The 16,089-nt window shown below is 54.1% G+C and carries 12 protein-coding genes and 2 pseudogenes; 5 read left to right on the top strand and 9 right to left on the bottom strand.

What is annotated here, in order from left to right:
- Positions 1–36: 36 nt before the first annotated feature.
- The 5 genes from GFR01_RS14420 to GFR01_RS14400 form a co-directional block, all read right to left on the bottom strand.
- Positions 37–420, bottom strand: coding sequence for a type II toxin-antitoxin system VapC family toxin (locus tag GFR01_RS14420; RefSeq protein ID WP_099182980.1), 384 nt, complete (start codon positions 418–420; stop codon positions 37–39).
- Positions 417–755, bottom strand: a complete 339-nt coding sequence (locus GFR01_RS14415; protein ID WP_174694721.1) for a type II toxin-antitoxin system Phd/YefM family antitoxin — start codon at positions 753–755, stop codon at positions 417–419. Before GFR01_RS14415 ends, GFR01_RS14420 begins: the two co-directional genes overlap by 4 nt.
- Before the next feature lie 8 nt (positions 756–763).
- Positions 764–1,402, bottom strand: coding sequence for a tyrosine-type recombinase/integrase (locus tag GFR01_RS14410; RefSeq protein WP_099182978.1), 639 nt, complete (start codon positions 1,400–1,402; stop codon positions 764–766).
- 270 nt (positions 1,403–1,672) lie between these two features.
- A complete protein-coding gene (locus GFR01_RS14405) occupies positions 1,673–3,406 on the bottom strand; it encodes a retron Ec67 family RNA-directed DNA polymerase/endonuclease (RefSeq protein ID WP_218016666.1) in 1,734 nt (577 codons plus the stop codon).
- 503 nt (positions 3,407–3,909) lie between these two features.
- Complete coding sequence (locus tag GFR01_RS14400) at positions 3,910–4,773, bottom strand: SDR family oxidoreductase (protein WP_099182976.1); 864 nt, start codon at positions 4,771–4,773, stop codon at positions 3,910–3,912.
- Between the two features lie 105 nt (positions 4,774–4,878).
- Between GFR01_RS14400 and GFR01_RS14395 the strand changes: the two genes are divergently transcribed.
- Complete coding sequence (locus GFR01_RS14395; protein ID WP_099182975.1) at positions 4,879–5,769, top strand: LysR family transcriptional regulator; 891 nt, start codon at positions 4,879–4,881, stop codon at positions 5,767–5,769.
- A gap of 121 nt (positions 5,770–5,890) precedes the next feature.
- Here GFR01_RS14395 and GFR01_RS14390 read toward each other — a convergent pair.
- Positions 5,891–6,851: pseudogene (locus GFR01_RS14390) on the bottom strand (IS481 family transposase).
- A gap of 76 nt (positions 6,852–6,927) precedes the next feature.
- On the opposite strand from GFR01_RS14390, the gene GFR01_RS14380 reads away from it, so the two are divergent.
- The 3 genes and pseudogenes from GFR01_RS14380 to GFR01_RS14370 all read left to right on the top strand — a co-directional run bounded on the left by GFR01_RS14380 (position 6,928) and on the right by GFR01_RS14370 (position 8,550).
- Positions 6,928–7,698, top strand: coding sequence for a replication protein RepA (locus tag GFR01_RS14380; RefSeq protein WP_099182974.1), 771 nt, complete (start codon positions 6,928–6,930; stop codon positions 7,696–7,698).
- Positions 7,699–8,023: 325 nt separating this feature from the next.
- Positions 8,024–8,140: pseudogene (locus tag GFR01_RS14375) on the top strand (IS5/IS1182 family transposase); the annotation flags it as partial.
- 149 nt (positions 8,141–8,289) lie between these two features.
- Positions 8,290–8,550, top strand: a complete 261-nt coding sequence (locus GFR01_RS14370; protein ID WP_061509879.1) for a PIN domain-containing protein — start codon at positions 8,290–8,292, stop codon at positions 8,548–8,550.
- Positions 8,551–8,704: 154 nt separating this feature from the next.
- Here the strand turns inward: GFR01_RS14370 and GFR01_RS14365 are convergent, their stop codons facing one another.
- Positions 8,705–10,243 (bottom strand): DUF5597 domain-containing protein, encoded by a 1,539-nt coding sequence (locus GFR01_RS14365; protein ID WP_167384273.1) that lies wholly within the window; start codon positions 10,241–10,243, stop codon positions 8,705–8,707.
- Positions 10,244–10,431: 188 nt separating this feature from the next.
- Entirely contained in the window at positions 10,432–11,934 is a 1,503-nt protein-coding gene (locus GFR01_RS14360; protein ID WP_061509881.1) for a peptide MFS transporter, read from the bottom strand.
- 163 nt (positions 11,935–12,097) lie between these two features.
- On the opposite strand from GFR01_RS14360, the gene GFR01_RS14355 reads away from it, so the two are divergent.
- A complete protein-coding gene (locus GFR01_RS14355; protein ID WP_244902314.1) occupies positions 12,098–14,482 on the top strand; it encodes a glycoside hydrolase family 127 protein in 2,385 nt (794 codons plus the stop codon).
- Between the two features lie 3 nt (positions 14,483–14,485).
- On the opposite strand, the gene GFR01_RS14350 is transcribed toward GFR01_RS14355, so the two are convergent.
- Positions 14,486–16,060: an APC family permease gene (locus tag GFR01_RS14350; protein ID WP_099182972.1), complete on the bottom strand. Its 1,575-nt coding sequence runs from the start codon at positions 16,058–16,060 to the stop codon at positions 14,486–14,488.
- Positions 16,061–16,089: the final 29 nt, after the last annotated feature.

Genomic DNA, 16,089 nt, shown 5'->3' with positions numbered 1-16,089 from the left:
TTGACATGGAGACGTATTCTGACGGCAGTTTCTGCTTCACGAACAGCGTATTCGCTTGACGGGGTAATGATCCATTTGTCCGTCTTCCGAAAGTAATGTGGCGTGTTCAGCTTGCGCCTGTGCCATCAGGAGATGATCAAAGGGATCACGATGATGCAGAGGCAAAGACATAAGGATCTGCAGGTGTTCGGGCCGTATTTGTAGTAGCGAGAAACATTCCGCAGGAATGGCTGCCAGAATATCGTTCATATCCGCGCCCAGTTTTCCGATACGGATTTTGACCGCAATCTCCCATAATGACACGATACTCACCAGAATATCGTGGACCGGATCTGCAATGATCTCCCGTGCATTCTCACCCAGCCGGTCAGAGTCCGAAAGCCACCACAGCAACGCATGCGTATCGAGCAGAACCTTCACAAGTCGCGTTCCATGCTCTCAAGAATGTCCGGTGGTGTCTCATCAAAATCTTCGCTCATTCTGATCCGTCCTCGAAGCGCTCCTGGCTGACGGCGGGGGCGATAGGAAGGAGCTGGTGGCCGCAGTTCAGCCACAACCTCATCATGAGACGTCACGAGAATCGTACTACCCTGTCTGACCTGGCGCAGATACGCTGTCAGGTTCCCCCGGAACTCCCGAACACCGACTTTCTGTAGGGATGCTGCGTTATCTGAAAGATGCTCGCTCATGGTCTCCTCCTTATGTGTCATCATATCATGTACACAAAAGGAGGAGGTAGAGAATTCCTGAGGCATACTCGATTTCAGAGATCAGTGGCTTCCGACAATGCCAGAGCGTCCTCTACATCCACCCCAAGGTATCGAACCGTACTATCCAGTTTTGAATGACCCAGCAGGATCTGCACCGCCCGGATATTGCCGGTTCGTTTGTAAATCATGGCAACCTTAGTCCGGCGGAGCGAATGCGTTCCATATTCCCCGGGGATAAGTCCTATCGCCTGAACCCATTGATCCAGAAGCCGGGCGTATTGCCTTGTGCTCAGGTGAGCTTTGGCGCTTAGGCGACTTGGAAAAACATACTCATTCAGGCCACCACCTCGATGCTCCAGCCACGCCCGCACGCTTTCCCGCGTTGTTTCTGTAATTTCGAATTGTACAGGTCGCCGGGTTTTCTGTTGGACGACCATGGCTCGGTGGCGCACCTGACCGCTGGTAACGACATCGCCGATACGAAGGCTGACAAGATCGCAGCCTCTGAGTTTGCTATCGAGAGCAAGATCAAACAAAGCTCTGTCTCTGACACGCTGTTCGCTCCCCAGCCAGAACCGAATTGCCCAGACGTGCTTTTCTTTGAGCGCCCGCTTGGCGCCAACTATTTTTCCTGCATTCCAGGGCACGGACGCCTTCAGCGTAGGCGATGGAAAACGCGTTTTCTTTTCCATGATACTTTCTCCTGATCAGCTGCACATGCAGCAATCAGAAGTCTGGAAAGGATATCGACGGATAACGAGAACTATTGCCGACCGTCCGTTTTCCGGAAACCCGAATGGCTCAGCTCATGTCCTACATGTAGGCGTCGGCTGCCTGTCGGCTTAACTCTTGAAGCAGACAGGCCCTTACTAAAGCGGCGTTGACGGCTTTACGCCTCATCCTTGCCATCCAAGCCCCGAATTGACAGGTTTGAAGACACAATCCGGCGGGGTGAATTACCATCAGGACTTAGCAGCATAGTGTTGGACTGCTTTGCAAATGCGCTCTAACAGAGGATCAAACCCAGAGAAATCAATCTTGTCTGCGTTAGCCTTAACGACTGATTTTGCGAAAGCCTCCTTGCTTAAATCTTTTGAGGGATCAATCTTGCTGGCGGTATTCAGTTTCTTGCCGTTAATTTTGTATTCACGCCACTCCTTTGGAAACATGTCTTCAATGCAAGTATTTTTTGAGCCATCTTCAGGAGTTTTCACGATATAGAGATTATCAATTACATTATAAAAGTCTTGGGTTGATTTTTTGTCGATCTCGGTTCCAAAATTCTTTTTAACAGTACTTGCTACCGCTGCGAGGCCATCATCGTTGTCAAGTACAATAATTACTGGATATTTCATCGGTTTATACGCAAACGGTTTATGTGTCCCTTTCGAGGGCTTAAGATTGCGCAGATAATCAAGCGGAATCGATTTTAAATCACCGGTGCCTCCACCTAAATCCATCACCTCATGAGCTAGGCCACCGTAATTGAAATACCTCACGGCGTGTTTGAAACCATCCTTTCCATGCGCGCCGAGCATTGGTTGAAATTTGACACGACTTTTGACAGCTTCGCGCAAGTAGACAGGATCGGTCTTGCCTTCGGTGACAATCAAGGGCTCATTTAGAACTATACAGTACTTGTAAAAAAGAAAACGACGGAAAAGCTTGCGGATCGCACGTGGGTTCTGCCGCTGCTCAGAGACTTCCCTGCGCTCTGCACTTTGAGTGACTGCGTAAATGTGTCCAAGAATGCCTTGAAGCGGGTTGAGATTGCTGGTGACTTCCGGCTTCGGCTCTTCGTCCGCATCATCTGGTTTGATAACAGCTTTGTAATATTGACCCGTCTGAAACAGCGTGTCGCACATAGCGCGAGCGCGACGGTAATAGTCGCTGCGAATGTTGACTTTCTCGTTGACCACCAAACCTGTGACTATTTGCCTGCTGCCGCGAAAATTCATTCGGGTTTTAGCATTGTTAATTGCAAACCCCGACGTGACGATTTTACGCGTGAGTTCGTCGCTGAGGTGCCACACTGAAGGATCGCTCTCGTCGACTTGGGCTAGGCCCGCTGGGAAATCTTTCTGGCTGGTGGAGAACGTAATGTCGTCTGCATAGCGCGTATAGGTTACGCCATGTTTCTTGGCCAACCGAACAAGGCGCATATCTAGAATCTGAGCTATCAGCTCCGAGATAACAGGCGAACATGGGCTTCCCTGTGGCAGGGCGGTTCCGTCACATGCAATCTGCGCTATTGTCGTCGCCACCTCCGGATGGAGATCAAACGCCTTATCCTTAAGGAAAAATCCTCGCACTCGCCCGAAATTAAATGATGGGAAGAAATCTTCCAAATCTAAGTTAAGCACCCATCGCCGTCTTTTATGGCGTGAAGCGTTTTCGGTGATTGAGCGATCCTGACGAAATCCGAAAGAAATTGGCTTTGCATCACGTGCTCTATCAATCTCTGCAAGACATTGATAGAGCACGTGAGAAAGGTGCGACTGTAGATTCTTGAGCTTGGGAGCAGGAGCTTTAATCGTCCGCTTCCCACCAGATTTCTTATCTATATCAAACGTCGCATACTTGTCGGCGGTTGGCGTTTTGTAAACGATCGCAGTCATGCTCTTAGGCTTATACCCCAAGATCAGAGCGAGCTCCTTTCTAGAGGTGGCAGATTTTAATTTGGCTAAATGAGACACATCCACTCTCAAATAAAAAAGCTTACAGGCACTCCTACGCGAACAATGGGCGATCTGATTAAAACAGACAAACCGCAATAAGTATCAGGGAAGCACAAGAGCTCTCCTAACATTGGTACATATGTCTCGAAGCCGGACAACAATTCTGCCTGTAAGCCTGTGTCTATTTTATGCCTCCGGAGGGGAGATTGGCAATATCCAAAAACATGTGAGGTCATCATGGGCTAGCAACAACAGGTTTCACCGTAATCGTAATCACGCCAGGAATGGGTGCCTTAAGGCTACGTCCGGTCCCAGCAGCCAAAAAAAACGATCGAATGACTGAGATGTAGGCGGAAGCGGACCTGCTGTTTCCACCTTTGTAGCAGGCCTCGCAGTCGAGAACATCTCTTACGGTTAGCTGACCTGACCGCGTGACAACACAGGCGCTCACCTGTCTGTCTCCAACGGGGCGCAATAAGGCGCCACCGCTGGACAGATGAAACCTCGTTACCTCATCAGGATCAGCCAGCAAGTCCCACCACGTAATCACGGTAAGTGCGCAGCGGGCGGTCCAACAGCTTCGTCAGACGTTCGACGTCGCCTGCCTCGGGAATCATACCGTCGCTGACATAACGCTCGGCCATCAGGCGCATCTCATAGGCCATCCATTTCGGCATGAGCGTTCCCATGTTCGTCTCAAACCCGCTCGGCTCGTCGCCGCCATAGGCGATTGGACGGCCCAGCACTTCAGTCCAGATTGCGGCAAGGTCAGCGCCCGTCAGCGTATCGGGACCGACGATATTGATGGTCTCAATCGGTAATTTCCCCGGCGCGGTGTCGCGACGGATCAGTTCGATCGCGGCGACTTCTGCGATGTCGCGCGCGTCCACCATGGCGACACCCTTTGCACCGATCGGCATCGGGTAGATGCCATGGTTTAGGATCACGTCCCTGATCATGACCTCGTTGTCGATGAAGTAGGTCGGACGCAGGATCGTAGCGCTGAACCCCATGGCTTCGAGCATCCGCTCGGCGCCGTACTTCACCGCAAAGTGCGGGACGTTGACGGCACGGTCGGCATCGAACACTGACAGGTAGACGACCCGCTCCACTCCAGATTCACGGGCGACGTTCAGCGTGATAAGCGCCTGAGTGAATTCGTCGCCTGTCACCGCGTTCAATAAGAACAGCGTGCGCACCCCAATGAAGGCGCTGCGCAGTGCGTCAAGATCAAGAAGGTCGCCCTTCACCACCTCGACATTTCCATTGATATTGGCCTTGGCTGGATCTCGGGTCAGAACGCGAACGTTGGCGCCGCGCTTGGTGAGTTGCTCGACGACGTTGCGGCCGACGCGGCCGGTGGCACCGGTGACAAGAATGGTCATTGATTTGCTCTCCTGGTTAAGCCTTCTGGCTGAGACCAAGATCAGCGATCCACATCCGCGCCAATAGTCGGTATATTTAAACAGTCTGTCTCATGGGGGGAACACATGGATCTTCTGGCGCTCGCTGACTTCACTCTTGTTGCCAAACACCGTGGGTTCGGTCGCGCCTCCCGCGCCGCCGGTCGCCCCAAGGCCACGCTGTCCCGTCGCGTCACGGAACTGGAAGAGGCCTTGAACCTGCGCCTGTTTGAACGCGGCGGTCGCATGATCAAACTCACTGATGAGGGGCGCAGGCTGTTCGAGAGAGCGCATGCCCTGCTCAGTGAACTCGATGACACGGCGAAGATGATCGCGTCAGGCAGTGAGACGCCACGGGGTCGCCTGCGCATCAGCGCCCCCCTTCTGTTCTCGCAAATAGCGATGGGCAAACTTGCGGCGGAGTTCGCCTTGAAATACCCGGAGGTTCAACTGGAGGTGACGACTGATGATCGAGAGGTCGATATGATCGAAGAGGGCTATGACCTCGTGATCCGGGTTAATCCCAAGGTCGACGCTGGCCTGATTGGCCGCGTCTTCCTACGCGACCGGCTCGTTGTGGTGGCGAGCCCCCAACTTGACAGGCCCTTGGACGGTCAGAGTGTTCGCGCTGTTCTGCGTGGTTCGGGTGACGAGAAGAGATGGACGGTGGAAAGCGGTGGCGTGCAATCGGACATCGCCTTCGACCCGATCCTTCGGCTCTCCTCGACTATGATGGTCCGGGATGCGGTAATGACCGGCGTCGGTGCCGCGGTGCTTCCCTATTCCCTGGTCTGCCGCGATTTGGCAGCCAGAAGACTTGTCTCCTGGGGGGATGTCGATCTGCCGCCGACGGCGCTATGGACGCTCTATCCATCACGACGATTGCTCAGCGTTCGCGTATCGTCGTTTTTAGATCTTTTGCGGCAAACCTTTCCAAAGGGCACACCGGAAGAACTGGCTGCCTTCATACCCATCTGAAGTTCGGTCCTGATCTTCTAAGGGGGTTGATCGTGTCTGAGTTGAACGGCTCCAGGATTAGAGGAAATGTCCGCCTCTTAAGTTTTGAGGTCGAAAATCCGGCAGGTAGTCACACAACCGGCTAGGTGTTTAGTCCCGTGGTTTGATGGGTTGGATTGAGGATGAATCTTTCTGGCTCTGAAGTCCATATTTTGCAGACATATTCGTAAGGTATGAGGCCACTCAGCGTCTTGAGCCTTCGCCCGAAATTATAGGCTGCCATGAAGTCGTTGAGGTGTGTCCTCAACTGCTCATGACTGTCGTGATGGAAGCGTTTGACGGTTGCTTCCTTGATCGTCCGGTTCATCCGCTCAACCTGACCGTTCGTCCAGGGATGATTGGGTTTCGTCAGACGATGTTCGATCCCGTGGGCTTCGCAGATCATGTCGAAGCGCATGGAACGCGACCAGGCTGTATTTCGATTGCGAGGCTGCTCAGCGAACCGGATCCCATTGTCGGTCAGGATGGTATGGATCCGGTAAGGGCTGATGCTCAGGAGATGTTCGAGGAATTCCCAGACTGTCTTCCGATCGGCTTTTTCGACCAGTTGTGTGACAGCGAATTTGCTTGTCCGGTCGATGGCAACGAAGAGATACTGCTTACCTTCAGCGATCTGGACTTTCCGCTATGTTGAGATGAAAGAACCCGATCGGGTAGAGTTTGAAGCGCTGTCGTTTTGGCTTGTCTCCCTCGATGTCCGGCAGCCGGGATATCTCGTGACGCTGAAGGCAGCGATGCAGGGCTGAACGTGTCAGATGAGAAATGCTGGCCTGCAGGGCGTAAAGGCAGTCATCCAGCGGAAGCAAAGTATGTCGACGAAAAGCGACTGCCGTGGCTTCTTCGGTTTCTGTCAGGCTGGTTGAGCGAAGCTTTCTGGGGCCCGTCTTCTGATCTTCGACAGTCTGACGCTTTCGCCACTTTGCAACTGTTTTCGGGTTGATCCCGAATTCCTCGCTCAGCGCCGCGAGCGAAGCCTGCGATCGCTGTATTGCTGCTCGCACGGCGTGCGTGGTCGTGGCGCTGCCATGACGTATCTGTCCCATAATGCTTCCTTCCACTCTCGTGAAAATACCACACCATCAAACCCCGTGACTAAACACTTCCGGCCGCTTCACTCTCATGGTGCAGCCTGGTGTGTTCCGTTCCGAAGCCCGCGACGTCGGCAACCAGATACTGACGAGCAAGGGGAGTAGTGATTACGTTGGTGTCCCATACGGTCCCAAGGCCAGACTCATCCTCATTTACCTGCAGAGCGAAGGCCTCAAGAGCCGCGTTGTCTCCCTGGGTGCTACCCAAACGGCCTTCATGCGTAGCCTCGGCCTTTCCATCACAGGCGGCGTTCGCGGCTCCATCAATGCCGTCAAGAAACAGACCCTGCGTCTGACCCGCTGCCAGTTCGTCTTGCAATTCACCTCGGTTGGGGCCAATGGCGAAGAGCATACCCAGTTGACCGATGCACGCATTACCGATGGACTGGACTTCTGGAAATCCAGTTCGGGCGAGTGGAACGGCGTGGTCGAGCTGAACCAGAAATTCCACGAGAATCTTCTTGAGCATGCTGTCCCCTTGGACAAGCGTGGCATCGCGCATCTGGTTGGCAACAGCCTTGGTCTCGACCTCTATACATTCTTTGCCTACCGTCTGCCGAAGCTGAATAAGCCGCTCGAACTGAGTTGGTCGCAGTTGCAGGGGCAGGTGGGGGCTGAAATGAAGCAGCATCGCCAGCTGGGTGCGCGTATCCGTGAAATCCTCCCGGACGTCATGGCCGCCTATCCCGAGGCGAATGTCGAAGTGACGCAGCGCGGTCTGCTCCTTCGTCCGTCTCCCTGCGTCGTGCCCCGCACCCAGGTCCGCGGCGTGACCGTGCGTAATGGCAAAATCCTCACATAAACGTTCGCAATCAGCCCAGATTGATTCCATGCTGAATCGGTGACGCCACCCACAATGGTCATGTTCTTTATGGCATAGTGCTCACATGGTTTTTCATGTCCGCCACATGTCCAGCTGCCATCAGGGACCAGGTCCGGCGAGGCTTTCATCGAGATGACTTTTCTTCTGTTCCATCTCTGTACTCCATGTACAGAGCCAGGTAAGACGTCACTGATTCAGCGTGATTTTTGAATTTCTTCATTCATCTTGTGGTGAGGGGGATGGTATGAAGCAGGCCGGTTTCTTTGATGTTGAAGAGTGGCTTGCTCGGCTGCGTGGACTTGGTGACCAGAAATCACAGACGGGATTGTTCATCCGGACCGTCGATCTGGCGCGAGCCACTATGAGAATCGGGCTGGTCAATATCGTTTATAATATGCGTCACTTCCTCCTCCTGGAATGAATCAGCCTCGCTGCGTAACAATCCAGCGGATAAGAGCTCCCGATCTGCTCAAAACGCGGAGCGGATGCTATAGTTCTTCGATCCCTCCAGTTGGAGGCCGAGACTCTTTTCTATCTCCATCACCGTCGTGGCAGCTGGGTGTCGGCGTTATGCGGATTGAGCGCGGGGATCCCGCCCAAGAAAGCGTTCTGCAAAACTGGCTGGAGAACTACGTTCTACCCGAATTTTCCAACCGGATACTTCCCGTCGATCTGGCAGTCGGCCGCCGCTGCGCTCACCTGAATGTTTCAGATCAGTGTCCGGAGCGCGATACCCTCATCGCCGCGACCGGACTGGTGCATGGCATGACGGTCGTGACACAGAACACGGAAGATTTCAGGTATTCCGGAGTGACAGTTCTCGGTCCATGAGAAGCATAGTATGGCCGATTGTAAAGGCGCCTTTAGCTCGTGAGAAGGACGCACCATCTGTTTGGTCCGCTGCCCGTACAGGTCGCTCTGCTGACTAAGTCTGGATCAGATTTCTACAAGAATATCATTGGCTCTTGAGCCTCGCTCACTTGTCCTATGGAATCATTGTATGGCGCGGAAAACTAGGCGCAATGTCCAGAACTTCAACTCGCAATGCTGCACCGGCTTTTTCGGGTAAACTCATCCCATAATCGGTCTCATCGCCGTTCCAGATGCGCACGACATGCCATGCGCCCTGTGCATCGTATGTGCCTTCCTCGACACGCACGACTTCATGGATGCCGCCATCATGGTTTCGGGAAAGGAAGTTGATGCGCGCACCAGTTCCGGCGACAAGAAAGTGTGTGGCGTCAAGACGAGCGACAAGGGCGCGACCTATTTCCTGACCGTCTGACGGTGCCTCTGCTGGATCCGGCAGTCCCCATGAGGCGCCGAAAGCGGCGCGGACTATCCAGCTTCCGAATATATGGGTCGGGGAGGGTCGCCCTCTTTCTTCAAGCAAAGCCGCTACAGTGTTGTTGCTGGCAGCCGTGACGAGCGTTGGTATCAGTGGGGCGAGCAGGGTATTATCAAGGCCGTGGGCTGAAATTGCGTCGTCATGATCCGGATCGTCCACACCAAAAACGGAAGCACCGATGCCGCCGCGCGCCATGAGGTCGTAGGTCCAGCGGGCATTGGGAACCGTAATGCCGCTTTCCGACAGCCAGGGCGCGTTGTCCTCTCGTTGATAGGGGAGTACGCCCTCATGGAATTGTTCGAGATTGTTGGTGTAACTGTCTGTGCCGATAATACTGATGGCAGGGCTCTGGCTTTTCCAGACGTGCAGCATGTTATACGTCGCGCCGCCGCTCGGGAAGTCGGTGCCAGGATCTTTCAAGCCGCGATAATGCAGCCAAGCGTTGACATAAAGCGGAAGCGGATAGACTGCACGACCAGCTTCGGCGACCTGATTAATGTAGTGAGATACCGCCCAGGCACTGAAGATTTCAGCCGCCTGTGAGCCAAAAACCTCGCTCCAGTTACCGTGACGTGGTTGGCCTGTAGCGTTCAGGACGTCAGTGGGAACAGGGGCGTTGAATGCGCGGTCGGCAGTGACGGTGTGATCGCGGACCGTGCCAAGCAGCCCCGGCTCATTTTCTACCTGCACCATGATGACCGTATGTCTCTCGGCGTCATGTTCTTGGAGATGGGTCATTAAAGCTTTGAAGGCAGCTTTATCGCGGGTGAGTGTCTGCTCCCCGAAAGGTGACATCCCGTCCAAGGGAAGGTGATCGGCGTTTTCAAGGCGCGGATAAGTCTGCGGATTTCGCTTTATCCAGAGCGGGACGTAATGTCCGGCACCATTCTTCCATGTACCGAACCACAATAATATCAGCCGGACATGACGAGCGCGCGCGCCGTCGATCAACTGGTCCATCGTGGAGAAGTCGAAATGACCGGGAGACGGCTCAAAAGTCTCCCAGTAAACGGGGGCCTGTACCGTATTGACGTGTAAACGAGCTGCTGTGTCCCAGAATGCCGGAAGGGTTGAGGGAAACGCGCTGGAATTGTGCATCTGTGCGGCAAGAACGAAAAAAGGCTTCCCGTCTACCTCCAGATGAAAATGACCGTCCTTTCCGACAAGACGCGGCATATCATCGGCAGTGGCCCTATGAGTGGATACCACGAGCACAAGGGCCGTTAATGCGGTTCGCAGTAAGAGCTGTGGTGTACGTAATGAAGGAAGGTTTGGTTGGGTACGGCGCATGTCTGTTAGACCGGATGGCTGTCGGCAGCGGTCGCGATGATGCATGCTACCGGGTTCTCAATGGATATTTTCGTCTATCGTATACTTAAAATTTCCGTATTAGAAACGTTTTTTCCGGATATGCGCTTCTCCATCCTGTTGAGTTTTCGGGCAAGAAAAAGAGTGAGGAGGGCTAGGGCAAGAGCGCACAGACACAGAATACCGAATAAGTTCTCGTAGTGCTGGCTTTGGGCGGCCTGAGACATCGCTGTGCTACTAGCCTTGCTGGCGATTTCGCTCCCCAGATACATACCTGCCCCCACGGTGAGGTAATATGCGCCAACCATGATGCCATTCAGGCTGGCCGGAGCGTATTTGGCGACGACAGCAAGTCCCAAGCCGCCAATCAGGACTTCTGCCATGGCAAGCGCGAGATAGCCGCCCGCCATAAACCATGCACTGGTCAGGTTTCCTCCGGCCAGATGTGTGCCGCCCCACCAGATAAAAAAGGCTACTACGACAAATCCGAACCCGATGGCGAATTTGGTGGGCAAGGAGACGTCGCGGTTCCGACGGCTCAAGACGTTATAAATTCTGGCCATTGGCGAACTAAGGAGAATGATGAAAAGTGGATCCAATGCCTGAAATTGTGCAGCAGAAAAAGTGACAATCCGATGCCCTAAAATACGGAAAGTCCCGTCTACATTGGTCAGGGCGAACAGGGTGAGAGACGTCTGCATCTGCTGGTAGAAACAGTAAAAGGCAATGCTTTGAATCAACATGATGCCCAAAGTGACCAATTTTACTTTTTCGGACGGGGTTGCACGACGATAAAGAGTAGCCCAGAGAATGCAGACTACTGTGAGGCAGCTGAATACTGCTAATCGTGCAACTGATGCACTATACAAAATAAACGTCACCGACAGTATACATAGGATAACAGATCCCGCTCCGAACGCAGTCGCCCGCTTCGGGGAAAGGGAGTGCCTGGTGAGTATCCCAAGATCGCGCAGCGTGCCGGTTTGCGTCAGGAGGATAAACAAGGCGCATGCTGGTCCAGCCACGCACAGAGAAAAGGCTAGCAGTGGATCAAACGTGTTTCTCACCCATGGAATAAGAAACATGGACAGGGCAGATCCCACGTTGGCCGCCATATAATAGAGTGTAAAAGCTGAATCTCTCTTCAGCGGATATCTTTCGTAAAGGCGGCGCACCAGCTGGGCGGCATTGGGTTTGAAGAGTCCGTTTCCAGTCGCGACTAATGCCAGAGCAAGTTCGAAAAAAGACCGCGACGTCACGGTGCATGCAAGTAGCGCGTATCCGGCACTTAATAAAAGTGTGCCAAAGATGGCTGTCCAACGTGGCCCGTATAAGCAGTCACCAATCCATCCACCCAGAAGAGGGGTTGCGTAGGTCATTGCGGCGAACGCACCGACCATGAGATCTGCTCTGTGATCGGTTATGCCAAGTTGCTGAACCATGAACAGGAGCAGAATAGCATCTACACCATAGAACCCGGCCCGTTCTGCTGCTTCTGCGACCAAAACGGTAGCAAAGGAGGAGCGTCGTTCTTGAGGTGAGAGCGTATTTGAACCCATGACAACACCAAGTTTGTTATTTAGTATACGATTATAGAAAGATATCCGTTCTGGAAAGAAAACAATATGAAGGAATGATGGCGTAGGCTGTATTGTTTGCTAATAATTGTATACGATATATAAAACAGGATTACCCCATTCAGCGGTAGGTAGGGAGATAGCCATGATCGTCAAAATGAAACGGCGCTTCCTGCTGGCTAGTGCGGCTGCGGGAAGTGTGAATGCCATTGTGCCAGGGGGGCGGCAGAGTGCTTATGCGGCGCGGCTTCAGGGTGGCTTTGAAGCAGATGTCACGCCAGTACCGCTTTCGAATGTAAGGCTTTTACCCTCTCCGTGGCTGGACGCTGTTGAACGTAACAGGGTCTATCTTCTCAGTCTGAAAGCGGACCGCCTTCTTCACAATTTCCGCAAACAGGCTGGGCTCCTGCCGAAGGGCGCTCTGTATGGCGGTTGGGAAAGCGACACGATCGCCGGGCATACATTGGGTCATTACCTGTCTGCTCTGGCTTTGATGTATGCTCAGACGGGTGAAATCGCGTGCAGGGCGCGGGTCGTATATATCGTGCAGGAACTGGCTGTCGTTCAGGGGCAGTGGAGCGATGGCTATATCGCTGGCTTTACACGCAAAGAAAAAGACGGAGCGATGGTCGATGGCAAAAGAATATTTGCCGAGATTGAGGCAGGCGATATCCGTTCGTCCGGGTTCGATCTGAACGGAGCGTGGTCACCACTTTATAATCTCCATAAAACCTTTGCAGGTTTGTTTGATGCGCACATTCATTGTCAGTGTCATCAGGCTTTGGAAGTCGCAGTCGGGCTGGGAGAGTTCCTGGAGACCTTTTTCGGTAAGCTGACTGATGCTCAGGTGCAAAAGGTTCTGACCTGTGAATATGGCGGCCTGAACGAAAGTTTTGCGGAACTGGCGTCCCGGACAGGGGATGAGAAATGGCTGCATCTGGCCCGTCGGATTTATGATCGGCCCGTTTTGGATCCTTTGATGGAGGAACATGACGATCTGGCGAACCGTCATGCCAACACACAGATTCCAAAGCTTATTGGCTTGGGGCGTATTGCTGAAGTCAGTCAGGATAGGCGCTGGATGACTGGTCCGGAGTTTTTCTGGAAAGCTGTCACGCAGCATCATAGCTATGTGATCGGCGGCAACGCTGATCGGGAATATTTCTCCGAACCTGATACGATCGCACAGCATATTACCGAGCAGACCTGCGAGCATTGTAATACCTACAACATGCTCAAGCTTACCCGTCAGCATTATGCATCGAACCCGCAGGCTGCACTGTTCGATTATTACGAGCGGGCGCATCTGAACCATATTCTGGCGGCTCATGACCCGCAGACCGGCATGTTCACGTATATGACGCCCACGATTACGGCAGGTGTGCGGGAGTGGTCCACTCCGACGGAGAGCTTTTGGTGCTGTGTCGGCACGGGGATGGAAAGCCATGCCAAGCACGGGGATTCCATCTGGTGGCAAGGGAAAGAAACGCTCTTCGTCAATCTGTATATCCCGTCGCGGATGGTCTGGGCCCGCAAGGATGTTTCGTGGAGGATGGAAACCGGATATCCGCACGACGGGCGTGTCAGTCTTTTGGTGGAAGATCTGAAGTCCCCCATAGCTTTCAGGCTGGCACTGCGTGTGCCAGGCTGGGTCAGGGAGCCGATCCGTGTGGCCGTGAATGGCCAGGATGTGCCAGTGACTTCTTCTGATGGGTATATCGTTCTCGATCGGAAATGGCGTGTGGGAGATCACGTCGTGCTGGATCTTCCCATGACAGTGCGGACGGAAAGTCCGGTTGATGAACCGAAACTCGTGACGCTTCTGCGCGGGCCACTGGTGCTGGCGGCTGATCTGGCTCCGGCGGAAGGTGTGTATGATGCGGTAGACCCTGCCGTTGTTACTGACGATTTGACGCAGGATCTTGTTCCGGTGGAAGGTCAGGCCTCCGTTTTTCGCACGATACAGTCAGGGCGGCCGTCTCAGCTTGAGTTCAGGCCTTTTTACGCTCAGTACAGGCGACGGAGTGCCTTGTATCTCCGTTGTTTTTCAGAGGCGGAGTGGACACAGGAAGAAGCGTCTTATCGCAAGGAGCAGCAGCGTCAGAAGGACATCGCTGCACGAACGATCGATGTGATTCATCTGGGGGAAATGCAGCAGGAGCATGACCATGCTCTCCGTGCAGAAAATTCCTGGCCCCTGGTCTATCGTGGACGAAACGGGAGGGATCTGCGTTCTGGCGGGTTTATTGAATGCACCATGAAAACCAGACCGGGACCACTGGCCCTGAAGGTGACTGTGTGGAGTGCGGACATTACCCGCACGCGTGGTGCCCGGCTTCTGGTAAACGGCAGGGCGCTTCCCGATGTGAAATGGCCTGCTGACAAGCCTGCACAGTTCGTGGACGTGGAGGCCCTGATCCCGGAAGCCTGGGTACGTGGCAGGAAGATCTTCACTCTGAGGATTGAGCCCGGTAGTGGCCGGACAAGCGGACCGTTCTTTGACGTCCGTGTGCTGTCTGTCAGGTCCTGAGCGTTATGCGCGAACGGGCAGGTGTGTGGCTGACGGAAGTGTCCTGAGGCCACAGGCAGCGGCCCAGTGATGGATGAGGAGTGCGAACAGGATCGTGACGATATCATCGTATCCATGGCCCAGGTGTGAAGTGCCTTCGAAAGGGCCAAGCCACGACAGGACGAGCAGTCCCAGAAAATAGACTGGCATCCAGAAGCTGCACCGGAGGTTCTGTTTCCAGTCATCGCGAGAAAGACTTCGCCAAGCCGCAGTCATGAAAATGGCAGTCAGGGCGAGCAATGTTGGCATTAGCCAGCTCAAGGTGTGCCAGCCCGTCCAGAGAACAATCAACGATGCGATGGCGAAGGCCAGTGGGGAGAGAATTTCAAAGCATGGTGTGCGGAAAGGGCGGGACAGTTTAGGCTGGGAACGACGCAACGCCGCGGCAGAAGGTGGGGCCATGGCATAGCTGAGCATCAGCGCAGACGAGACGACCCCGATCAGGGCCTGCCATGAAGGAAATGGTAATGTCCAGAAAAGGGCCAGTCCGAAGGTCAGCAGCAGGGCCTTGTCCGGTACGCCGCGTTTCGTGTCGACTTTCTGGAAAACGGGAAAGAACGTGCCGCTTCTGGACCAGGCATAAATCACGCGGGCCGTGGACGACATATAGATATTGCCAGTCCCGGTGGGAGAAAGAATGGCATCTGTCACAACCAGAATAGCTAGAAAGCCCAGCCCGAGCTGTACGGCGATATCATGAAAGGGAAGAGCCATGCGCGTTGAGAGACCGCTCCAGCCTGTCGCGAGCAGGGTGCTGGGTAGCGCGCCGATAAAGGCGGTCTGTAGCAAGAGATAGACCAGCATGGCTAAGATTATGGAGGCCATGAGTGCGATAGGAATGGTTCGCTGAGGATTGCGGACCTCACCTGCTACGGACAGAATGGGTGTGAGTCCCAGATAAGCGAATACGACCCCACCGGCGGAGATGGCCGTTTCTACGCCTTGAAATCCATGCGGCGCAAATCCATGCAGGCTGAAATTGTCCATGCGCAGATGAGCCAGCAGCAGCACGATGACCAGTGTCGGAACCAGAAACTTGAAAACGGTGACGATGTTGTTGATCAGGGCAAAGCTGCCGATGCCGCGCCGGTTAATCGCATAAAGCACCACCATGACCGCGAATTGCACGAGCCATCCTGCCAGCGTGGGATCGCCATTGGCGTTGCGGGTTAGTCCGCCTGTCCAGGCATCGGCATATTGTCTGGCCGCGACGATCTCGATGGAAATCAGGCTGGAAAAGGCGATGGTGGTCATCGCTCCGGTCAGGAATGCGGCTGTTGATCCATGTGCCTGCTCTGGATAACGAACCACACTTCCCGCCAGAGGCAGGGCGGCGCCAAGCTCACAGTAAACCAGCCCGATCAGCAGGACGGCCACGCCTCCGATAAGCCAGGACAGAATACTGGCAGGACCGGCCATATCAGCCACATGGGCTGCTGCGAACAGCCAGCCAGAACCGAAGATGGACCCGAAGCCGATCATGGTCAGGTCGAAAAGGCCAAGGCGCTGTCGGAAATAGCCTGATTCCTCGTGGGGCATGAAACACTCCTGTTATCCGGGCTGCTTGA

Origin of the sequence: Gluconobacter frateurii (assembly GCF_002723955.1) — a bacterium.
Classification (GTDB): domain Bacteria; phylum Pseudomonadota; class Alphaproteobacteria; order Acetobacterales; family Acetobacteraceae; genus Gluconobacter; species Gluconobacter frateurii.
This window is presented reverse-complemented; position numbering and strand designations above follow the sequence as displayed.